Consider the following 19,645-nt stretch of genomic DNA (forward strand, 5'->3'; position numbering starts at 1 on the left):
GGTTCGGCTGGTTCGGCTTCAACGCCGGCTCCGCGATGGGCGCCAACGGCCTGGCCGCGGCAGCCTTCCTCAACACCCTCGCGGCCGGCTGCACGGGCCTGCTCGGCTGGCTCCTCGTCGAGCACCGGCGCGACGGCCACCCCACCACGCTGGGCGCCGCCTCCGGCGCGGTCGCCGGGCTGGTCGCGATCACCCCGTCCTGCGGCACGGTCTCGCTGACCGGCGCCCTCGTCGTCGGCCTCGCGGCCGGCGCCGTCTGCTCGTACGCCGTGAGCTGGAAGTTCAAGCTGAACTACGACGACTCCCTCGACGTCGTCGGCGTCCACCTCGTGGGCGGGATCATCGGCACCCTGCTGATCGGCCTGTTCGCGGTCCATGCGATGACCGGCGGCACCGAGGGTCTCCTCTACGGCGGCGGGCTCGCCCCGCTCGGCAGGCAGCTGCTGGCCGTGGCCGCCGTCGCGGTCTACGCCTTCTCCGTGACGTACGGCCTCGGCAGGCTCCTCGACCGGGTGATGGGGCTGCGCGCCAGCGAGGAGCAGGAGCACACCGGACTGGACCTTACGGTGCACGCCGAGACCGCCTACGATCACGGGGTCCTGGGGCACGGCGCCCCGGCCGGCGCGTCCCCCGTCGTCTCCTCCGTCCAGAAGGTCAGGTCGCAGGCATGAAGCTCATCACCGCGATCGTCAAGCCGTACCGCCTCGACGAGGTCAAGACCGCGCTCCAGGAGATGGGCGTGCACGGTCTGACCGTCACCGAGGCGAGCGGCTACGGCCGTCAGCGCGGCCACACGGAGGTGTACCGGGGCGCGGAGTACCGGGTCGACCTCGTGCCCAAGGTCCGTATCGAGGTCGTCGTCGAGGACTCCGACGCCGAGGCGGTCATCGACGCGGTGGTGAAGGCCGCGCACACCGGCAAGATCGGCGACGGCAAGGTGTGGGCGGTGCCGGTCGAGACGGTCGTACGCGTCCGGACCGGCGAACGCGGCCCGGACGCGCTCTGAGCCGCGCGACTACTGCCCCGGCCCCGCCGGTTCGGTCAGCCTGACCGTGCCGTCCGGGCCGGCCAGCAGCACCGGGGTCCGCGGGCCGCCCAGGTCGGCGACCGCCGCCCGGTCCTCGGGCGTGATGCCCTCCGCCTCGCTCACCACGGCCGCCGCCTCCAGTGAGGTCGCTCCGGAGGCCACCGCCATCGCCACCGCCGTCCGCAGGGCGCTCAGCTTCAGCGAGTCGAGGTCCACCGACCCGGCGGCGTACGTCCGTCCCGTCTCGTCGCGCACGGCGGCGCCCTCGGGCACGCCGTTGCGGGCCCGTACCGAGCGGGCCAGGGTGACGATCTTGCGGTCCTCGGGGTCGAGCCCGTTGCTGTCGGTCATGATCCGAGCATACGAAAGCCGCCCCCGGCCCCACGCAGCCGGAGCCACCGCCCCGCCCGCGGCCGCGCCCCGCTCAGCCCGCCACCGGGTACATCGCCCCGCGCCGCCCCTCCGGCGAGGCCAGCCACTCCAGCTTGGCCGCGGTGCCGGCCTCCTCCAGCGGGGTGTGCAGCACGATCGTCAGGTCGGGCCGGGCCGGCACCTTCATGGCGGTGGCCTCCAGGCACAGCAGCCCCACCAGCGGATGGTCCAGCTCCTTGCGGATCTGCCCCGCGTCCTCGATGTCCCGCTCCGCCCACAGTGCCCTGAACTCCTCACTGGCGGCGCTGACTTGCTCCAGCACGGCCCGGTACCCCTCGTCGCCGGGGCGGGCGGAGGAGGCGGCCCGGAACTGTGCCACGACCGAACGGGCGTTGCCCTCCCAGCTCTTGCTGCGCGAGCGGTACAGCGGGTCGGTGAAGAAGTCGACCAGGCAGTTCTGCGTGATGTCCGGGCGCATGCCGAGCACGACCGCGGCCGCGTCGTTGTACATCACACAGTTGTAGTACAGGTCCATGATGTGCGCCGGATACGGCATCCACGTGTCGATCAGCCGCCGCAGCCCCTCGCACATGTCCCGCCGCTCCGGGACCAGTTGGGGCGCGGGCGGGTTGAGTCCGGCGAGCACGTACAGATGGCGGCGCTCCGCGTCGCCGAGCCGCAGCACCCGGGCCACCGAGTCGAGGACCTGCGGGGAGACGGAGATGTCCCGGCCCTGCTCCAGCCACTGGTACCAGGACGCCCCGACCCCGGCGAGCACGGCGACCTCCTCGCGCCGCAGCCCGGGAGTGCGGCGCCGGCCGCCGCCGTCCGGCAGCCCCGCCTCGGCCGGTGTCACCCGGGCCCGGCGGCTCATCAGGAACTCGCGCAGTTCGCGCAGCCGTTGGCTCTTGTGCGTGTCCGTGTCGGGCACGTACGGATCCCCCTCGTCGTGTCTGGTGGTGCCACCACCACCATAAGTTCCCACTCCCCACGGCCGCTTCGATCGCAGGAACCTCTTCGCATGGCGATCGACACCACCACCTCACCCACCGCCCCCACCAGGGAACCACTCGGCGCCCCACGGCTGTCGACGCGCGGCAAACTGGTCCTGTTCGTCCTGTGCGCGGCCCAGTTCATGGTCGCCCTCGACTTCTCCGTGCTGAACGTGGCGCTGCCCCGGCTGGGCGCGGATCTCGGCATGAGCCGCTCCGCCCTCCAGTGGGCGGTCACCGCGTTCGCGCTCCCCTCGGGCGGGTTCCTGCTGCTGTTCGGCCGCGCCGGCGACCTGTTCGGCCGCCGCCGGCTCTTCCTGACCGGCCTCGCCCTGTTCGGCGCCGCCTCGCTGCTGGCCACCCTCGCCTGGGACCCGGCGTCCTTCCTCACCGGCCGGGCGCTCCAGGGCCTCGGCGCTGCGGCGATCGTGCCGACCGGGATGTCCCTGCTGACCACGACCTTCCCCGAGGGCCCGGCCCGTGACCGCGCCCTCGGCATCTCCGGCACGCTGCTGTCGCTGGGCTTCACCGTCGGCATGGTCGCGGGCGGTGTCCTCACCGACGCCCTCGGCTGGCGCTCCACGATGGCCCTGCTCACCGTGTTCGCCCTGGTCGTACTGCCCCTCGCCCCCGGTCTGCTGCCCGAGTCGCTCCCCCACAGCCCTGACGGCATGGGAGGTGCCCCCGTCTCCGGCCGGCCCCGCCTCGACGTCCCCGGCGCGGTCACCGTCACCGGCGGTCTGCTCTCGCTGATCTACGCCCTGTCCACCGCCGCCGGACACGGCTTCGGCCGCGCCGACGTCGTCGCCGCGCTGATCGCGGGCCTCGCCCTGCTGACCGTGTTCGCGGTCGTGGAGTCCCGCTCGGCCGCCCCCCTGGTCTCCCTGCCGATGCTGCGCCGCCGCACGGTCGCGTGGGGCAACCTGGGCGGTCTGGTCACCTTCTCGATGATGTCGACGGTGATCTTCGTGCTGACCCTGTACCTCCAGGAGATCCTACGCCTGTCGGCCTTCGAGACCGGCCTGGTCTTCGGCGTCCAGGGCGTGCTGTCGGCGCTCGCCGGGGCCCGCGCGCCGAAGGTGATCGGACGGTTCGGCGCCCGCCGCACCCTCGTCGGCTCCCTCGCCGGACAGGGCGCGCTCATCGCCGCGCTGCTCGGCCTGAACGCCCACATCTGGTCGGTGTGGCTCGCCGCGGCCGCCGTCTCCCTGGCCAGCGTGTGCCACCTGGGCGCGATCATCTCCTACGGTCTGACGGTCACCTCCGGGGTCCCCGACGAGGAGCAGGGCCTGGCCACCGGCCTGGTCACCACCACCCAGCAGGTCGGCGTCACGGTCGGCATCCCGCTGCTCGGCGTCCTCGCCACCACCTCGGGCGGCGACCTGCTCTCCGGCGTCCACACGGTCCTCGCGCTCGACGCGGTGATCGTCCTCGCGGCGGCCGCGCTGGTCGCGCTCGGACTGCGCGGGCGAGGGGCGCAACCGGTGTCAGGGCCGGTCGAGCCGTAGCCGCTCGGTGCGCGGCAGACCGGCCACCACGAGGTCGTAGGAATCCTCCACCAGCTCCCGGACCAGCCGGTCCGGGAGTGCGCCGTCGGCGGTGACGGTGTTCCAGTGCCGCTTGTTCATGTGCCAGCCGGGGACGATGAGCCCCGGGTGCGCGGTGCGCAGCCGGACCGCGTCCTCCGGGTCGCACTTGAGGTTCACCGTCAGTGGCCGCGCGTCCAGGCCGGTCAGCGCGAACATCCTGCCCATCACCTTGAAGACCGAGGTCTCCGGGTTGAAGGGGAAGTCCTCCACCGCCGCGTTGAACGACAGGCACAGGGCGCGCAGCTCCTGGGGCGTCACTCGGGCTCCCTGTCGCCGCCGTCCGGGGACCCGGCGGGCTCCACCGGCTCCACCAGCACCGTCACGATCTTGTTCCGGCGGCCGGCGGCGGCCTCGGCGGTGAGCCGCAGGGCCCGGCCGTCGGGCAGGTCCACCACGGCCGACGCGCCGGCGATCGGGACGCGGCCCAGGGCCTTGGCGAGCAGCCCGCCGACCGTCTCCACGTCCTCGTCGTCGTACTCCTCCAGGCCGTACAGCTCGCCGAGGTCGGTGATGTCCAGGCGTGCGGTGACGCGGAAGCGGTCCTCGCCGAGGTCCTCCACCGGCGGCAGCTCCCGGTCGTACTCGTCGGTGATCTCGCCGACGATCTCCTCGAGGATGTCCTCGATGGTGACCACGCCCGCCGTGCCGCCGTACTCGTCGATGACGACGGCGACGTGGTTGCGGTCCTTCTGCATCTCGCGCAGCAGGTCGCCCGCGTTCTTGGTGTCCGGCACGAACACCGCCGGGCGCATCGCCGTGGACACCAGGTCGCTCTCGGCGTCCCGGCTGATGTGCGTGCGCCGGGCCAGGTCCTTGAGGTAGACGATGCCGACGATGTCGTCCTCGCTCTCGCCGGTGACCGGGATGCGCGAGAAACCGGAGCGCAGGGCCAGGGTGAGGGCCTGACGGATCGTCTTGTACCGCTCGATGACGACCAGGTCGGTGCGCGGCACCATCACCTCGCGGACCAGGGTGTCCCCGAGCTCGAAGACCGAGTGCACCATGCGGCGCTCCTCGTCCTCGATCAGCGACTCCTGCTCGGCCAGGTCGACCATCGCGCGCAGCTCCGCCTCGGAGGCGAAGGGGCCCCGGCGGAAGCCCTTGCCGGGGGTGAGCGCGTTGCCGATGAGGATCAGCAAGGACGGGATCGGGCCCATGATCCGCGCCAGCGGCAGCAGCACGTACGCGGCGGCCGTCGCCGTGTTCAGCGGGTGCTGGCGGCCGATGGTGCGCGGCGAGACCCCCACGGCGACGTACGACACCAGCACCATGACGGCGATGGCGACGACCAGCGCCTCGGCCGTGGAGGAGAACTCCTCCAGACAGGCGTACGTGACCAGCGAGGCCGCCGCCATCTCGCACGCCACGCGCACCAGCAGCGCCACGTTGAGATAGCGCGTCGGGTCGGCGGCCACCTTCGCCAGCCCCGCGCTGCCCCGGCGGCCGGCCTTGACCGCCTCCTCGGCGCGGAAGCTGGAGACACGGGCGAGGCCCGCCTCCGCACAGGCGGCGAGCCACGCCACGACGACCAGCGCGATCGCCCCGACGACGATCTGCGGACTCATCGGCGGCTCACGAGACGGTCGGCGCGGGGGAGGGGCCCTCGAGGCCCCGCTCCGCGCGCCAGCCGTCCACGATCGCCGCCTGGAGACCGAACATCTCGGCCTTCTCGTCCGGCTCCTCGTGGTCGTACCCGAGCAGGTGCAGCACGCCGTGGACGGTGAGCAGCTGCAGCTCCTCGTCCATGGAGTGCCGCGTCTCCGCCTCGGCGCCCTGCTTGGCGGCGACCTCCGGGCACAGCACGATGTCGCCGAGCAGACCCTGCGGGGGCTCCTCGTCGTCCTTGCCGGGCGGCCGCAGCTCGTCCATGGGGAAGGACATGACATCCGTGGGTCCCGGCAGGTCCATCCACTGGATGTGCAGCTGCTCCATGGCGTCGGCGTCCACGACGATCACCGAGAGCTCGGAGAGCGGGTGGATGCGCATCCGCGCGAGCGCGTAGCGGGCGATGTCGAGGATCGCCTGCTCGTCGACCTCGGTTCCGGACTCGTTGTTGACGTCGATCGACATGGCCGTGCTGGTCTACTTCCCCTTGTGCCCGTGCCCGGCCCTGCCGTGACCGCCGTCCCTGCTGCGGGACCCGCCGTTCTCGGTGCCGTGGCTGCTGTCGTACTTCTCGTACGCGTCGACGATACGGCCCACGAGCTTGTGCCGTACGACATCGTGCGACGACAGCCGGGAGAAGTGCACGTCCTCGACGCCCTCCAGGATCTCCTGGACCTGCCGCAGACCGCTCTTGGTGCCGCCCGGCAGGTCGACCTGCGTCACGTCACCCGTGATCACGATCTTCGAGTCGAAGCCGAGCCGGGTCAGGAACATCTTCATCTGCTCGGGCGAGGTGTTCTGCGCCTCGTCCAGGATGATGAAGGCGTCGTTGAGCGTGCGGCCGCGCATGTACGCCAGGGGAGCGACCTCGATCGTGCCGGCCGCCATCAGGCGGGGGATCGAATCCGGGTCGATCATGTCGTGCAGCGCGTCGTACAGCGGGCGCAGGTAGGGGTCGATCTTCTCGTAGAGCGTGCCGGGCAGGAAGCCGAGGCGCTCGCCGGCCTCGACCGCCGGGCGGGTCAGGATGATGCGGTTGACCTGCTTGGACTGCAGGGCCTGCACCGCCTTGGCCATGGCGAGGTAGGTCTTGCCGGTGCCGGCGGGGCCGATGCCGAAGACGATCGTGTGCTTGTCGATCGCGTCGACGTACCGCTTCTGGTTGAGGGTCTTGGGGCGGATGGTGCGGCCGCGCGAGGACAGGATGTTCTGCGTCAGCACCTCGGCCGGGGTCTCCTGGCCGTCGCTCTCCCCCCTCTCGCTCGCCTTGAGCATGGCGATCGAGCGTTCCACCGCATCCTCCGTCATCGGCTGCCCGGTGCGGAGCACCAGCATCATCTCGTCGAACACGCGCTGGATGAGGGCGACGTCCCCCGGGTCGCCGACCGCGCTGATCTCATTGCCCCGGACGTGGATGTCGGCCCCCGGGAAGGCCTTCTCGATCACGCGCAGAAGGGAGTCGCCCGAACCCAGTACGGTCACCATGGGGTGCTGGGCGGGGACGGTGAACTCTGCTCTGGCCTGCCCCTGCGCGGGGGTGTTTGCTGCGGGTGTCTGAGTCATGGGCCGGCACTCAAGGCCTGCGGTTCCTCCTCGTCAGGGCCGCACGGCTGAGGGCGGCCTCGCGCTTCCCAGGGTACGACGGGGGAGTGACAACGCCGTAGGGCTTTTCGGTGCCGGTGGCACCCCGGCGCGGCGGCCGGACGGCCCCAACCCTCACTCCACGCCCCGGATGCGCCCCACCAGGACCGCGCCCGCGAGCCCGATCACCGCCGCCACCAGGTACAGCACCCGGTAGCCGCCCAGATACGTCACGACCGGCGCGGCCAGCACCGGGGCCGCGACCTGCGGCAGCGCGTTGGCCACGTTGATCACGCCGAGGTCCTTGCCCCGGTCCAGCGCCTTGGGCAGCACGTCGGTCATCAGCGCGAAGTCGACGGAGGTGAACACCCCGAAGCCCACGCCCAGCACCGCCGCCGCGACGACCGCGCCCGGCCAGGTCTGCCACGCCGCCAGGCCCGCCGTCGCCACCGCCATCAGCACCCCGGACCACACCACGAACGGCTTGCGGCGCCCCACCCGGTCCGACCACACGCCCCCGGCCACCACCGTGGCCAGCAGCGTCGCCCCGTTCACCGCGGTCAGCACCAGCACTCCCCGCTCAGGGTCGGCGTAGCGCACGCGGTCGCGCAGGTAGTACAGCAGGTAGAGCAGCACGAGCGCGTTGCTGAGGTTGATCAGGAAGCGGGTCAGCCAGGCCCAGGCCAGGTCCGGGTACCGGCGCGGGCCGAGCCGGAAGCCCGCGAGGAAGCCCCGCCACGACCACGGCGGCCGGTCCTGTGCCGTCAGCCCGACGTCCCGGTGGCACAGCACGTACGGCAGCACGCCCGCCACCGTGAACACCGCGCAGGCCGCGTACCCGGCCGCGATCCCGCCGGCCGCCGTCGCCAGGCCCGTCCCGCCGACCACGCCGAGGATCTGCGCCGCGCCCAGCCAGCCGCCCACCGCGCCCCGCTGCCCGCGCGGCACCCGGTCCGGCACCGCCGCCGTCACCGCCGCGAAGGCCGCGTTCAGGGTGAGCTGGACCAGGCACCAGCCCGCCGCCATCGTCCACACCCCGCCCGCGCCGGCGAGCAGCAGCAGCGACAGCGCGCCGCCCGCCGTCCCGGCCACGATCCACGGCGTGCGCCGGCCCCAGCGGGCCGTGGTGCGGTCCGACAGCGCCCCGAAGAAGGGGTTGGCGACCAGCGACACGGCCGCGCCCGCGCCCGTCACCCAGGCCAGCAGGGTCTCCTTGGACATGCCGGTGCCGGGCGCGAAGTCCTTGGCCTGGGAGGCGAGCAGGATCTGCAGCGGGCCGTACCAGCCCACCCAGATCGCCCCGTTGGCCAGCGACAGCGACGCGGTCCAGCCGCCTCCCACCCGCCGGACGGGCTCGGCGAGCGCCGGCGACGGCCGCCGGGTCTCCGTCATCCCGAGGCCCGCCCCTGCGCCCGCAGCAGGTCGCGGAACCAGTGGTAGGAGGCCTTCGGCGTCCGCTCCAGCGTCGCGTAGTCGACGTGCACCAGCCCGAAGCGCTGCGCGTACCCCTCCGCCCACTCCCAGTTGTCCAGCAGCGACCACACGAAGTAGCCGCGCACGTCCACGCCGGCCTCGACCGCCCGGTGCAGGGCGCGGATGTGGCCGTCCAGGTAGGCGATGCGGTCGGTGTCGTCCGGACCCTCGTAGGAGCAGCCGTTCTCGGTGATCACCACGGGCGGGAGGCGGTCGCCGTAGCGGTCGCGGAATCCGGTCAGCAGCTCGGTCAGCCCCTCGGGGACCACGGGCCAGCCGAAGCCGGTGACCGGACGGCCCTCGATCTCCCGTACGGAGAAGGGCAGTTCGGCGGGGAGCGTCACCCCGCCGAACTCGATCTCGGTGCCCTCGGGGGCGCCCACGAGGGTGGGGGCGTAGTAGTTGATCCCGTACCAGTCGAGCGGCTCGGAGATGACCTTCAGGTCCGCGTGCACGTCACCGGGCATCAGCTCGCCGAGTCCGGCCGGGTACTCGCCCAGCAGCAGCGGCTCCGCGAACAGGCGGTTGAGCAGCACGTCGTAGAAGTCGGCCGCCTCCACGTCCGCCGGTTCCGCGGAGGCGGCCCAGGTCGGGCCGTGGGAGTTGGCGATGCCGATGTCACCGGCCCCGGCCGCGCGCAGCGCCCGTACCGCGAGACCGTGGGCGAGGAGCTGGTGGTGGGCCACGGGCAGCGCGTCGAACAGGAGCTTCCTGCCGGGGGCGTGCACGCCCAGGGCGTGGCCGAGCAGGGTGTGCTCGGCGGGCTCGTTCAGCGTGATCCACTTCTTCACCCGGTCGCCGAGGCGTGCGGCGACCACCGAGACGTACTCGGCGAAGCGGGAGGCGGTGTCCCGCTCCAGCCAGTCCAGCCGGGCCGGCAGGTCCCAGTGGAAGAGGGTGGGGACCGGGCGGACGCCGGCCGCGCACAGCTCGTCGACCAGGCGGTCGTAGAAGTCGAGGCCGCCGGGGGAGTTCACCCGGGGCCAGGAGACCGAGAAGCGGTACGCGCCGACGCCGAGGCCGGCCAGGAGGGCCACGTCCTCGGCGTGGCGGTGGCAGTGGTCGCAGGCCACCTCCGCCGTCGAGCCGTCCTTGATGTGTCCCGGCCCGGCCGTGAACGCGTCCCACACGGACGGCTCGCGCTCGCCGGCCGCTCCCTCGATCTGGTGCGCCGAGGTGGACACGCCCCACAGGAAGCCGTCCGGGAAGCGGGGAACGGCCGTGTCCGAGGTGCCTGCGTCAGTCGCCATGCGCGGATCATCCGTACCGGCGGTAACGGAAGTCAACGCCCCTGCGTCGGGCGGTGGTTGCCCGAAGGCTCACGCCCCTTCCTTGAGCACTCGGGAAATCAGCTCGCGCTGGTCGTCGGTCAGCCGCGGGTCGGCCGCGTAGACGGTCCGGCCGTCCACGGTGATCTCGTAGCTGAAACCGTCGGGCACCCCGGCCGGCGGGGTGTCCGGCCCCGCGGCCAGCACCCGTTCGGCCAGGGCCCGCCACTCGGGGGCATCGGGCCGCCCCGAGGTGTCGACCTCGGCGCGGCGCTCGATGCCCGCGAAACCTCCCGTACGCCTCACTCGAATCCGCATGGGTCCGTGTCTAGTACGGATCCGCCCGGAACCCCAGCGTCCGAAGCCGCCGCGGCCCCACGGCGTCCGAAACCCCGTGGCCCTACAGCGTCCGTACCCCGACCTGTTCCCAGCCCTTCTGGACGGCCTGGAGCTCGTCGCCCGCGCCGTAGCGCTCGCGGGCCGCCTTGACGGTGAGGGTCGCGAAGTCCGCGAAGAGGGCGTCCTCCTTGAGCTCGCCGCCGGTCAGCACGTCGTACCAGACCTGCCCGGCCTTCTCCCAGGCGTGGCCGCCGATCGCGGTGGCGACCAGGTAGAAGGCGTGGTTGGGGATGCCGGAGTTGATGTGCACGCCGCCGTTGTCGCTGCCGGTGTGGACGTAGTCGTCCATGGTGGCCGGCTGCGGGTCCTTGCCGAGCACGTCGTCGTCGTAGGCCGTGCCGGGGGCCTTCATCGAGCGCAGCGCGGTGCCGGTGACACGCGGGGCGAGCAGTCCGGCGCCGATCAGCCAGTCGGCCTCGGCGGCGGTCTGGCCGAGCGCGTACTGCTTGATGAGCGAGCCGAAGACGTCCGACAGCGACTCGTTGAGGGCGCCGGACTGGCCGAAGTAGGTCAGGTTGGCGGTGTGCTGGGTGACGCCGTGGGTCAGCTCGTGGCCGATGACGTCCACCGGGATGGTGAAGTCGAGGAAGATCTCGCCGTCCCCGTCGCCGAACACCATCTGCTCGCCGTTCCAGAAGGCGTTGTTGTACTTCACGTCGTAGTGGACGCTGGCGTCGAGCGGGAGGCCGCTGCCGTCGATGGAGTTGCGGCCGTACGCCTTCAGGTACAGCTCGAAGGTGGCGCCGAGGCCCGCGTAGGCGCGGTTGACGGTGGCGTCCTTGCCCGGCTGCCCGCCCTCGGAGCGGACCTTGTGGCCGGGCAGGTCCTGCTTGTGCTTCGCGTCGTAGACCGTGCGGTTCGGCTGGTCGGCGGCCGCTCCCGCGGGGACGGCGACGGTGGGCGCGCCGATCACCGTGGTCAGCCGGCGGTGGGTGCGCTGGTAGGCGTCGTGCTCCAGGGACCGGCGGGCCGGGCCGGAGAGCGCGGGGTCCTGCTGCCGCGCGAGGCGGTCGAGGACGTGGGGCGGCACGATGGTGCAGAAGACGGGCTCGGAGCCCCCGTTGGTCGTCATGCCCGGCACCTTTGCACTGCGTGACACACATGTCACTAGCTGCCACCATGATTGGTGAAATACCGGGACAGGGGCGGCGACGCTCAGTGACGATGTGGTACGGGGCACTTTTTGTCCTGTTTGTAACGGCGATCCCGCATACTGGAACGCGTCCCCGCCGTCCGGGCGGCTCGGCTAGGCTGCGGAGCATCATGCGTTTCGGGCTGCTTCTCCTTAGCTGCCGCGGCGAGGGCCTGTAGTCGAGGCCGACCCCCTCCCCGCGGAGTTCGGCGTTGCGCCGTCGGCCGTCCTTCCGGCACCCGCGGCACCGCGTCCGCGGAACTCTCGAGGAGCCCACGCAACCATGGCGAACCGCCAGCAGCCCAGTTCCATGCCGATCCACAAGTACGGCCGCTACGAGCAGGTCGACATCCCCGACCGCACCTGGCCGGGCAAGCGGATCACCGCCGCCCCCCGCTGGCTCTCCACCGACCTGCGCGACGGCAACCAGGCCCTGATCGACCCGATGTCGCCCGAGCGCAAGCGCCGGATGTTCGACCAGCTGGTCAGGATGGGCTACAAGGAGATCGAGGTCGGCTTCCCCGCCTCCGGCCAGACCGACTTCGACTTCGTGCGCTCCATCATCGAGGAGGAGGGCGCGATCCCCGAGGACGTCACGATCTCCGTGCTGACCCAGGCCCGCGAGGACCTGATCGAGCGGACCGTGGAGTCCCTGAAGGGCGCCCGCCGCGCCACCGTCCACCTCTACAACGCCACCGCCCCGGTCTTCCGCCGGGTCGTCTTCCGCGGCTCCAAGGACGACATCAAGCAGATCGCCGTCGACGGCACCCGCCTGGTGATGGAGTACGCCGAGAAGCTGCTGGGCCCCGAGACCGAGTTCGGCTACCAGTACAGCCCGGAGATCTTCACCGACACCGAGCTGGACTTCGCGCTGGAGGTCTGCGAGGCGGTCATGGACGTCTACCAGCCGGGCCCGGGCCGCGAGATCATCCTCAACCTGCCCGCCACGGTGGAGCGTTCGACCCCGTCCACGCACGCGGACCGCTTCGAGTGGATGCACCGCAACCTGACCCGCCGCGAGTACGTCTGTCTGTCCGTCCACCCGCACAACGACCGCGGTACGGCCGTGGCTGCCGCCGAGCTGGCGCTGATGGCCGGCGCCGACCGCGTCGAGGGCTGCCTGTTCGGGCAGGGCGAGCGCACCGGCAACGTCGACCTGGTCACCCTGGGCATGAACCTGTTCTCGCAGGGCGTCGACCCGCAGATCGACTTCTCCGACATCGACGAGATCCGCCGTACGTGGGAGTACTGCAACCAGATGGAGGTCCACCCGCGCCACCCGTACGTGGGCGACCTGGTCTACACGTCCTTCTCCGGCTCCCACCAGGACGCCATCAAGAAGGGCTTCGACGCGATGGAGGCCGACGCGGCGGCCCGCGGCGTCACGGTCGACGACATCGAGTGGGCGGTGCCGTACCTGCCCATCGACCCCAAGGACGTCGGCCGCTCCTACGAGGCCGTCATCCGCGTCAACTCGCAGTCCGGCAAGGGCGGTGTCTCCTACGTCCTGAAGAACGACCACAAGCTGGACCTGCCGCGCCGGATGCAGATCGAGTTCTCGAAGCTCATCCAGGCGAAGACGGACGCCGAGGGCGGCGAGATCACGCCCAAGGAGATCTGGTCGGTCTTCCAGGACGAGTACCTGCCCAACCCGGACAACCCCTGGGGCCGTCTGCAGGTGCGGACCGGCCAGTCGACCACGGACACCGACGGCGTGGACACGCTGACCGTCGAGGCCACGGTCGACGGCGAGGACACCGTCCTCACCGGTTCCGGCAACGGCCCGATCTCGGCCTTCTTCGACGCCCTGCAGTCCATCGGCGTGGACGTACGCCTGCTCGACTACCAGGAGCACACGATGAGCGAGGGCGCCTCCGCCCAGGCCGCCTCCTACATCGAATGCGCGATCGGGGACAAGGTCCTGTGGGGGATCGGCATCGACGCGAACACGACACGTGCATCGCTGAAGGCGGTCGTCTCGGCCGTCAACAGGGCGGCCCGCTGACGGCTTCCCGGCCCCTCTGACCGGCGCTTTTCGGGGCCCCGGCCGCCTGATCCGGCGGCCGGGGCCCTGTCGTGCACCCGTCGTATACCGGCCACAAGGGCCGGGGAGGTCACGGAAAGGTCTCTTCGGGGTACTGACGCGGGCTCTCCGCTGTGGCTAACATCACGCCAGCGCGGCGATGTTGCCGCGGGGTTACGGAGGTGCGACGTGCTGCCAGTACGGGGACGAGACGGCCGTGCCACCCGGCTTGCCCGCATGCTGGGCACCCGTACGGCGTGGACACCCGTCGGCGACGGCGAGTTCTTCTGCCCGGGCTGCGGTGGCGACCGCAACTACCAGCGGCTCCGCGGGCGCCGGCGCTTCACCGTCCTCGGCGTGCCCTTGCTGCCGCGCGGCACCGCGGGGCCGGTCGTCGCGTGCGCCGCCTGCCACGCACACTTCGGCACGGACGTCCTCGACCATCCGACCACCACCCGCTTCTCCGCGATGCTCCGCGACGCCGTCCACACCGTCGCCCTCGCGGTGCTCTCCGCGGGCGGCACCTGTTCCCGTACGGCCCTGGAGACCGCGGCCGTCGCCGTCCGCGCGGCCGGCTTCGCCGAGTGCACCGAGGAGCAGCTGGCCGCCCTCGTCGAGGCGCTGGCCGCCGACACCGGCCGCGTCTGCGAGGACGAGGACCGGCCGTGCACGGCGGGGCTGACCATAGAGCTCCACGAGGCCCTCGACCCGCTGGCCCCGCACCTCGCCCCCGCCGGCCGCGAGTCCATCCTCCTCCAGGCCGCCCGCATCGCCCTGGCCGACGGCCCCTACACCCCCGCCGAACGCGACGCCCTCACCACGGTCGGCATGGCACTGACCATCTGCACGGACGACGTGACCCGGCTGCTGGCGGCGGCCCGGACGCCGTCCTGACCGGTGCGACGCCCGCTCAGAGCAGTCCGGCGTCGGTGAGGTGGGTGCGTACTCGCGCCGTCTCTTCCGGGGAGAGGGGGATCTGCGGTTCGGCCGTGGCCGGGCAGGCGATGATTCCGCGCAGGTGCAGGGCCGTCTTGAAGGCGCCCAGGGCGGAGGAGCCCGGGCCCATGCGGGCGGGGTCGCCGGCGCGGGTCATGCCGAACAGCGCGCACAGGCGGTCCTGTTCGGCGCGGGCGCCGTCCCAGTCGCCCGCGCGGGCGAGGCGGTACAGGCGTACGTACCCGTGCGGGTCCACGTTGGCGAAGCCCGGCACCGCGCCGTCGGCGCCCACGGCGAGCGCGGCGTCCATGATGACCTCGGAGCCGGTGAGCACGCTGAAGGCGGCGGTGGCCGGGTCCTTCCGCGCCCCCGTGACGACCTCCCGGAACCCGGCCAGGTCCCCGCTGGAGTCCTTCAGCCCCGCCAGCACGCCCTCGGCGGCCAGCTCCAGCACGAGGGCGGCGGGGAGTCTCGTGGGCACCGACACGGGGATGTCGTAGGCGACGACGGGGACGGGGCCGGCCTCCGCGATCCGGCGGTAGTGGCGGGCGATCTCGGCCGGGTGGCCGGCGCGGGCGTAGAAGGGCGCGGTGACGACGACGGCCTGCGCGCCGGCCTTGGTCACGGCCTCGACGTGGTCGAGCACCCGCGCGGTGGCCATGTCGATCGCCCCGGCGAGCACCGGCAGCTGCCCGCCCACGTGCCCCACCACGGCCTCGACGACCTGCCGCCGCTGCCGGTCCGTCAGATACGCGGCCTCGGAGGTCGACCCCAGCACGAACAGCCCGTGCACCCCGCCCTCCACCAGATGCTCGACCAGCCGCAACAGCGACGGCACGTCCACCTCCCCCTCCTCGGTGAGCGGCGTACACACGGGCGGCACGACACCGGTGAGCGGGGCGGGGAAGGTCATGGGGGCTCCCTGGGGTGGCGGTGGCGGTGACGGTTCGCGGGTCGCTACAGATGCCTTGCAGTGCTCTGTATAGTCGCCGCTCCGCTGCGCTGCCTGTCGCGCAATGTCTCGATCTCGGCAGTCAGAACGGCCAGGTCGCGCACGTGCGTGAAGTACTCGGAGGCGTACGCGTCGTAGATCGCTGGGAGAACCGCCTCGAACACCGCAGGGAGCGCCGTCAAGCCCGCGCGGCGCCGCGCGTCGAGTGGGCCCTTGAGGACGCCCGAGGCGTAGCCGTAGGTGTCCGCGTCGAGCGACACCATGTCCTGACCCTCGATGTTCCGTCCCCGCAAGCTCGGCGGGAACGGCCTGGCCATGTGTTCGGCCATCATCTGCGACAGCGAGATGAGCTTGTCTTCGAGCATACGGAGAAGGCGTGCGGTCACGCTGTCCTCACTTCGATACGGAACTCGGCGAACACCTCCAGCAGAGACGTCAGGAACTGCTCTGTGAGGGCCTTGCGGGAGTGGGCGAAGTCCGTCCATTCGATGCAAAATGCGGGAGTTGGGCGGCCGGCGCGGAGGCAGTCGTGCAGTGCGTCGAGGTTGGAGCCGAAGTAGCCTCCCGGGCCGTTGACAGCTTCGCCAAGTGCGCAGTAGAGGCCAGCCTTGGTGGTGACGAGGCCCCCGTCGAGGGTGACGACTTCGTCAGTGCCATAGCGTGCGGCACGGTGGTGGCCGGTGAACCAGGCGTTCTGCACGACGTGCAGCCAACTCTCGTGGTAGTCGACGGGGTATCGGGCCCATTCCCCGCGGGAGGTGGGCTCTGTCAATGCCCACCGGCGCCAGATCTCGCCAGCTTGGAGGTACTCGCAGGTGTACCCCTGAGTTCTGAGCGATCCGTCCGAGGTGGGCGGGGTGAGGTGTACACGTCCTAGGTAGTAATGGCCGATGGTCTCGCCTTGGTGGTTCAGTACTTGGAGCAGTCCCGTCTCCGTTCGCCGGACGCGGGTGCGGAATGAGCGCACACCCGTGAACGTGAGGGTCTGCTGGGTGTCGAGGTCGGCGTCGACGAAGAAGCCGTGCACGTCGCCGGCTGTCAGCAGGACGTCCTGGCTCTCCTGGTCGATGAGGCGGTAGAGCGGCGGGGGTGGGTGTTCGATGAGCCAAGCGTCCACCGTGCCGAGAGCTTCTTGCCACCCCGCATGCTGATCACGCCACGACGCACTTTCGTAGAGAGCTGTCTTGGCCTCCGGCAATGACAGGCCCAGTACCCGGGAAGCCATATAGATGGACTATATCGGAGACAATGCGAGTGCACGAGCCCTTCGGAAAACCTCCTCTGCTTTCTTGGTCGAATCCATCTCGAAACTCGATATCAATGCATCTAATCTCAATTGATTCATGCCGCCCCCTCGTTGTCATTTTTTGCAGCCGCCGCCCTCGCCAAGGGTAGACTTTCCGGTCGCGAGCTGCAGCGAGCAGTGATTCGAGTTCACCAAGGGATGCGACTCGGCCACTCCTTGGTCGAACCTCGCCACTGGCCACTTCGGCGAAGTCCGCCTCGAACTCTCCGCTATACCACAACACCACCTGTGTTATGGAATCACGGCGATCAAGAATCCAGCTTAGGAACTTCGGATGCCGTCCACTGGGCGAGATCTTGATCTCCGGCACGGCCTGTTTCGGTAGTTTCTGAGACTCTCGAAGGATCCAGGCCCGAGCGACGTCCGTTAGCCGTTCCTCTGCGGGCATCGTCCAACCTCACATTCATTGTGCAAGGCGTGGCCGCAAGAGCCCCCATTCACCTTCTCAGAAACAGGCCGGTTCGGTCGATCCGAACCGGCCTGTGCGAAACTTGTCCCTATCTGATTATCTTTCCTGCCCCTCGTTGATCAGTGCCATGAAACTGCCGCTGTCAATGACCCAGCTCAGAGGCTAATTCCCCTCTGATTCCGTCACTCAATGCGTGAGAGCTCCTCCCGCAGCCGTACTGCCGTATTGAGGTCCCTTCGATAGCTCCACTCATCTTTGGGTGAGCCTCTCAGAACGGCAGAGAAAAACTCTACGGCTCCCGACGTCAGAACCCTTAGTGCGGACTTCTCCGGGAGTACGACAGAACGCCTCATCCCTTCGTCCGTGAATTTCACAGCGACAGCTCCGCCGGGCATCCTCTTCAGGACGAGTGCGAATCTGCGCTCCGGGAAACTGAACGTCCCCTGCCGACCCGCGATGAAGTTCTCCAGGTAGGTGAGAAGAAGAGACCAGAGCGCATCGATCGTGTCGACTTCGTCCCGCCCAAGGATCAAGACGCCCTGTAGGCGCAACTCGATGGCCCCTTGAATGTGCCGGTCCCGGGAGAAGCTGATCCCGCAACTTTCAGCCAACGCCAACTCGCCGGAATCGCAGACTACAAAAGTTTTCACAGTCGTCGACGCCGCACTGTCACGTGCCATACCTGCCTGCCATTTCGCGATTACCCTATGGGCGAGGATAGAACTGACCGACTACGCCGTCCCCAAAACCAAGAACATAAGAACGCCCCTGGTACTCGCCGTATATCTTGTCCCACTTCCCCTGAGCGTACTCCGGGCTGCTGAGCTTGCGCTGATTCTGTCTCATTACCGCAGATATTGCATTCTGTACGTCCTCGATGCTCATGTTCTTGTCGAACAGGGTGTTGGTGCCCGGGTTCCCTCGCAGGTACGCAGGGTGATGGCCTTCCAGGATGTGAGTGAGGTCCTGTCTCCTGAGCAGGAAGGAGTTGTCCCCGAAGCTGAAAGTCTGGCTCTTCCATCCCTTGAGGGCTTCTCCGATGCCACAGTTCGCATTGTGGACGAGGATCGGTGTCCGGCCGGCCAGCACGAAGTACGTGTGCAGGTCGGCGACGGTGAGGTTGTAGGTCCGGGCGGTCTTCTCGAAGGAATCGTTCCTCCGTACGACGACGCTGCTGCCGTCGACCGTGCGGAGGGTCGTTCCTGCTCGCAGGTTTCGAGCTTCCACCCAGGAGTGTGAGGAAGGGGACCAGAAGGGGTGTTCCTCAGTGGCGGTGAGGTGCTCCGTGCCGCGACTGGTGCGCAGGGTCAGATTGTCGAACCGTTTGTCGTGCTGGGTGACGATGCGGTTGGTGACCGTGCGTGTGCCGGTGAGTCCGGTCAGGGGGTTTGTGGCGAGGACCAAGTCGCCGACCCTGACGGATTCGATTTTCTTGGTCGAGCCGTCGGCCATGAGCACCTTGGTGCCGGCCAGGAAGCACTTGAAGCACTTCTCGGCGACTTTCGCAGCGCGAGAGGCTTCGGCGATGTCCTCGACTCCCTCGGCCGCCTTCTTGAGCAGCTTCACCTTGCCGATGGGGAGTACGCCGGCCACGGCAAGGAGACATTTTCCGAGTGTGGGATTCTTGGCGCAGTCGAGGAGGTCGGTGACGCCGAGGACCTCCATGCCCCCTTCGATCAGGAGCTTGGCCAGGTCCGGGGACGGTGTGGGCAGTTCGAGGGGCTGGCCGGCCAGTGCGCAGGGAGGGAGGTTGTCCCGGGTCATGTAGGCGATGCAGCGCTTCTTGTTCTTGGCCTGCTTCTCCTTCTCGCGCTGCTGCCTGCGCTGTTCTTCGGCCTGCTTGCGGGCTGCGGCCTCTTCGACCCGGCGCTTGGTCACTACGTCCGCCCAGGCCTTGGAGGCCTCGGATTTGGCTTCCGCAGCGCTCTTTCCCGCCTCAAGGGCGTCCGCCCGAGCGTCCGCGGCTGCGTAATTGGCGGCGTAGGCAGTGTCCCGTGCGTAGGAGGCGGACCAGTCCGCCTGCGCTGCCGACTCGTCGGCCTCCGCTGCGGACTGGTCCGCGCGGTCCGAGGCGTTGCGGGCCGTCTTCGCCGAGTTGGCCGCCTGGTTGGCGCTGTCCTGGGCCTGGTCGGCGGACTTCTTGGCGTCGGAGGCGTACTGGTTTGCCTGGTCGGCGTTCTTTTTGGCCTCCGCCGCGGCCTTGTTGGCGTCGTCCTTGGCGTTCTTCGCCGTCGCGGCGGCCTTGGCGGCCAGCCAGCTGTCCTTGCGGGCCGATGCGGCGGCCCCGTCGGCCTCGTTGAGCAGCCGCTGCATCTGCGCCGCGTGGGTGTCGGCGAGCTTGTCCTTGCGGTCGGCCATGTACTGGCCGACCTGGAGGAACTCGTGGAGCTGGTCGGCCGGGCCGGACAGGGCGATCTTCGCGGCCGCCTTCACCTCCGGGCCGCCGTCGTTGACCAGCTTGGAGGCCTCGACCCGCTCGTCCTGGTTGCGGGCCTGGTACTGGCCCCCGTTCAGGAACTCCCGCATCGCCTTCGGGCTGCCGTCGGCCAAAGCGGCCTTGGAGGCCTCCTTCACCGCCGGG

At 70.2% G+C, this 19,645-nt stretch carries 21 protein-coding genes; 5 read left to right on the forward strand and 16 right to left on the reverse strand.

What is annotated here, in order from left to right:
- Together IE249_RS35665 and IE249_RS00260 are read left to right on the forward strand one after the other, a co-directional pair.
- A partial coding sequence (locus tag IE249_RS35665) for an ammonium transporter (RefSeq protein WP_373304313.1) occupies positions 1-671 on the forward strand: 671 nt, incomplete at its 5' end.
- Complete coding sequence (locus tag IE249_RS00260; protein ID WP_189702730.1) at positions 668-1,006, forward strand: P-II family nitrogen regulator; 339 nt, start codon at positions 668-670, stop codon at positions 1,004-1,006. The genes IE249_RS35665 and IE249_RS00260, both read left to right, overlap by 4 nt.
- A 9-nt stretch (positions 1,007-1,015) precedes the next feature.
- On the opposite strand, the gene IE249_RS00265 is transcribed toward IE249_RS00260, so the two are convergent.
- Together IE249_RS00265 and IE249_RS00270 are read right to left on the reverse strand one after the other, a co-directional pair.
- A complete protein-coding gene (locus IE249_RS00265) occupies positions 1,016-1,378 on the reverse strand; it encodes a cytidine deaminase-like protein (protein WP_189702731.1) in 363 nt (120 codons plus the stop codon).
- Positions 1,379-1,451: 73 nt separating this feature from the next.
- A complete protein-coding gene (locus IE249_RS00270) occupies positions 1,452-2,273 on the reverse strand; it encodes a helix-turn-helix transcriptional regulator (protein WP_189703189.1) in 822 nt (273 codons plus the stop codon).
- A gap of 147 nt (positions 2,274-2,420) precedes the next feature.
- On the opposite strand from IE249_RS00270, the gene IE249_RS00275 reads away from it, so the two are divergent.
- Positions 2,421-3,899, forward strand: coding sequence for an MFS transporter (locus tag IE249_RS00275; RefSeq protein ID WP_189702732.1), 1,479 nt, complete (start codon positions 2,421-2,423; stop codon positions 3,897-3,899).
- Here IE249_RS00275 and IE249_RS00280 read toward each other — a convergent pair.
- From IE249_RS00280 to IE249_RS00315, 8 genes are all read right to left on the reverse strand, one after another.
- On the reverse strand, positions 3,879-4,238 hold the full coding sequence (locus tag IE249_RS00280) for an MmcQ/YjbR family DNA-binding protein (RefSeq protein WP_189702733.1): 360 nt from the start codon (positions 4,236-4,238) through the stop codon (positions 3,879-3,881). The genes IE249_RS00275 and IE249_RS00280 overlap by 21 nt on opposite strands.
- Complete coding sequence (locus IE249_RS00285; RefSeq protein ID WP_189702734.1) at positions 4,235-5,545, reverse strand: hemolysin family protein; 1,311 nt, start codon at positions 5,543-5,545, stop codon at positions 4,235-4,237. Before IE249_RS00285 ends, IE249_RS00280 begins: the two co-directional genes overlap by 4 nt.
- A gap of 7 nt (positions 5,546-5,552) precedes the next feature.
- Positions 5,553-6,050 (reverse strand): rRNA maturation RNase YbeY, encoded by a 498-nt coding sequence (gene ybeY, locus IE249_RS00290; RefSeq protein WP_189702735.1) that lies wholly within the window; start codon positions 6,048-6,050, stop codon positions 5,553-5,555.
- Between the two features lie 12 nt (positions 6,051-6,062).
- Positions 6,063-7,148 (reverse strand): PhoH family protein, encoded by a 1,086-nt coding sequence (locus IE249_RS00295; protein ID WP_189702736.1) that lies wholly within the window; start codon positions 7,146-7,148, stop codon positions 6,063-6,065.
- 153 nt (positions 7,149-7,301) lie between these two features.
- Entirely contained in the window at positions 7,302-8,558 is a 1,257-nt protein-coding gene (locus IE249_RS00300) for an MFS transporter (protein WP_189702737.1), read from the reverse strand.
- On the reverse strand, positions 8,555-9,889 hold the full coding sequence (locus IE249_RS00305; RefSeq protein WP_189702738.1) for a GH1 family beta-glucosidase: 1,335 nt from the start codon (positions 9,887-9,889) through the stop codon (positions 8,555-8,557). Before IE249_RS00305 ends, IE249_RS00300 begins: the two co-directional genes overlap by 4 nt.
- 69 nt (positions 9,890-9,958) lie before the next feature.
- Positions 9,959-10,225, reverse strand: coding sequence for a protealysin inhibitor emfourin (locus IE249_RS00310; protein WP_189702739.1), 267 nt, complete (start codon positions 10,223-10,225; stop codon positions 9,959-9,961).
- An 82-nt stretch (positions 10,226-10,307) separates the two neighbouring features.
- The gene (locus IE249_RS00315) at positions 10,308-11,378 is read right to left on the reverse strand and encodes a M4 family metallopeptidase (RefSeq protein ID WP_189702740.1); all 1,071 of its coding nucleotides are present in this window, start codon (positions 11,376-11,378) and stop codon (positions 10,308-10,310) included.
- Between the two features lie 343 nt (positions 11,379-11,721).
- Here IE249_RS00315 and leuA point away from each other — a divergent pair, with 343 nt between their 5' ends.
- Together leuA and IE249_RS00325 are read left to right on the forward strand one after the other, a co-directional pair.
- Positions 11,722-13,443, forward strand: a complete 1,722-nt coding sequence (gene leuA, locus IE249_RS00320; RefSeq protein WP_189702741.1) for a 2-isopropylmalate synthase — start codon at positions 11,722-11,724, stop codon at positions 13,441-13,443.
- 207 nt (positions 13,444-13,650) lie between these two features.
- A complete protein-coding gene (locus IE249_RS00325; protein WP_189702742.1) occupies positions 13,651-14,355 on the forward strand; it encodes a TerB family tellurite resistance protein in 705 nt (234 codons plus the stop codon).
- A gap of 16 nt (positions 14,356-14,371) precedes the next feature.
- On the opposite strand, the gene IE249_RS00330 is transcribed toward IE249_RS00325, so the two are convergent.
- The 6 genes from IE249_RS00330 to IE249_RS00350 form a co-directional block, all read right to left on the reverse strand.
- Positions 14,372-15,310: a dihydrodipicolinate synthase family protein gene (locus IE249_RS00330; RefSeq protein ID WP_189702743.1), complete on the reverse strand. Its 939-nt coding sequence runs from the start codon at positions 15,308-15,310 to the stop codon at positions 14,372-14,374.
- 44 nt (positions 15,311-15,354) lie between these two features.
- Positions 15,355-15,714, reverse strand: a complete 360-nt coding sequence (locus IE249_RS00335; RefSeq protein WP_189702744.1) for a hypothetical protein — start codon at positions 15,712-15,714, stop codon at positions 15,355-15,357.
- Between the two features lie 17 nt (positions 15,715-15,731).
- Complete coding sequence (locus tag IE249_RS00340; RefSeq protein ID WP_189702745.1) at positions 15,732-16,574, reverse strand: barstar family protein; 843 nt, start codon at positions 16,572-16,574, stop codon at positions 15,732-15,734.
- Positions 16,501-17,043: an immunity protein TriTu family protein gene (locus IE249_RS40340; RefSeq protein WP_506366286.1), complete on the reverse strand. Its 543-nt coding sequence runs from the start codon at positions 17,041-17,043 to the stop codon at positions 16,501-16,503. Before IE249_RS40340 ends, IE249_RS00340 begins: the two co-directional genes overlap by 74 nt.
- 203 nt (positions 17,044-17,246) lie before the next feature.
- Positions 17,247-17,744, reverse strand: coding sequence for a hypothetical protein (locus tag IE249_RS00345; RefSeq protein ID WP_189702746.1), 498 nt, complete (start codon positions 17,742-17,744; stop codon positions 17,247-17,249).
- A gap of 25 nt (positions 17,745-17,769) precedes the next feature.
- On the reverse strand, positions 17,770-19,645 hold a 1,876-nt coding region (locus IE249_RS00350; RefSeq protein WP_268249657.1), incomplete at its 5' end, for a polymorphic toxin-type HINT domain-containing protein.

The organism is Streptomyces anandii JCM 4720, from assembly GCF_014650655.1.
Classification (GTDB): domain Bacteria; phylum Actinomycetota; class Actinomycetes; order Streptomycetales; family Streptomycetaceae; genus Streptomyces; species Streptomyces anandii.

Excerpts from the sequence above, each read along its gene's own strand:
- IE249_RS00260 (WP_189702730.1), top strand. The coding sequence starts at position 668 with ATGAAGCTCATCACCGCGATCGTCAAGCCGTACCGCCTCGACGAGGTC.
- IE249_RS00265 (WP_189702731.1), bottom strand. The coding sequence starts at position 1,378 with ATGACCGACAGCAACGGGCTCGACCCCGAGGACCGCAAGATCGTCACC.
- IE249_RS00270 (WP_189703189.1), bottom strand. The coding sequence starts at position 2,273 with ATGAGCCGCCGGGCCCGGGTGACACCGGCCGAGGCGGGGCTGCCGGAC.
- IE249_RS00275 (WP_189702732.1), top strand. The coding sequence starts at position 2,421 with ATGGCGATCGACACCACCACCTCACCCACCGCCCCCACCAGGGAACCA.
- IE249_RS00285 (WP_189702734.1), bottom strand. The coding sequence starts at position 5,545 with ATGAGTCCGCAGATCGTCGTCGGGGCGATCGCGCTGGTCGTCGTGGCG.
- ybeY (WP_189702735.1), bottom strand. The coding sequence starts at position 6,050 with ATGTCGATCGACGTCAACAACGAGTCCGGAACCGAGGTCGACGAGCAG.
- IE249_RS00295 (WP_189702736.1), bottom strand. The coding sequence starts at position 7,148 with ATGACTCAGACACCCGCAGCAAACACCCCCGCGCAGGGGCAGGCCAGA.
- IE249_RS00300 (WP_189702737.1), bottom strand. The coding sequence starts at position 8,558 with ATGACGGAGACCCGGCGGCCGTCGCCGGCGCTCGCCGAGCCCGTCCGG.
- IE249_RS00305 (WP_189702738.1), bottom strand. The coding sequence starts at position 9,889 with ATGGCGACTGACGCAGGCACCTCGGACACGGCCGTTCCCCGCTTCCCG.
- IE249_RS00310 (WP_189702739.1), bottom strand. The coding sequence starts at position 10,225 with ATGCGGATTCGAGTGAGGCGTACGGGAGGTTTCGCGGGCATCGAGCGC.
- IE249_RS00315 (WP_189702740.1), bottom strand. The coding sequence starts at position 11,378 with ATGACGACCAACGGGGGCTCCGAGCCCGTCTTCTGCACCATCGTGCCG.
- leuA (WP_189702741.1), top strand. The coding sequence starts at position 11,722 with ATGGCGAACCGCCAGCAGCCCAGTTCCATGCCGATCCACAAGTACGGC.
- IE249_RS00330 (WP_189702743.1), bottom strand. The coding sequence starts at position 15,310 with ATGACCTTCCCCGCCCCGCTCACCGGTGTCGTGCCGCCCGTGTGTACG.
- IE249_RS00335 (WP_189702744.1), bottom strand. The coding sequence starts at position 15,714 with ATGCTCGAAGACAAGCTCATCTCGCTGTCGCAGATGATGGCCGAACAC.
- IE249_RS00340 (WP_189702745.1), bottom strand. The coding sequence starts at position 16,574 with ATGGCTTCCCGGGTACTGGGCCTGTCATTGCCGGAGGCCAAGACAGCT.
- IE249_RS40340 (WP_506366286.1), bottom strand. The coding sequence starts at position 17,043 with ATGCCCGCAGAGGAACGGCTAACGGACGTCGCTCGGGCCTGGATCCTT.
- IE249_RS00345 (WP_189702746.1), bottom strand. The coding sequence starts at position 17,744 with ATGGCACGTGACAGTGCGGCGTCGACGACTGTGAAAACTTTTGTAGTC.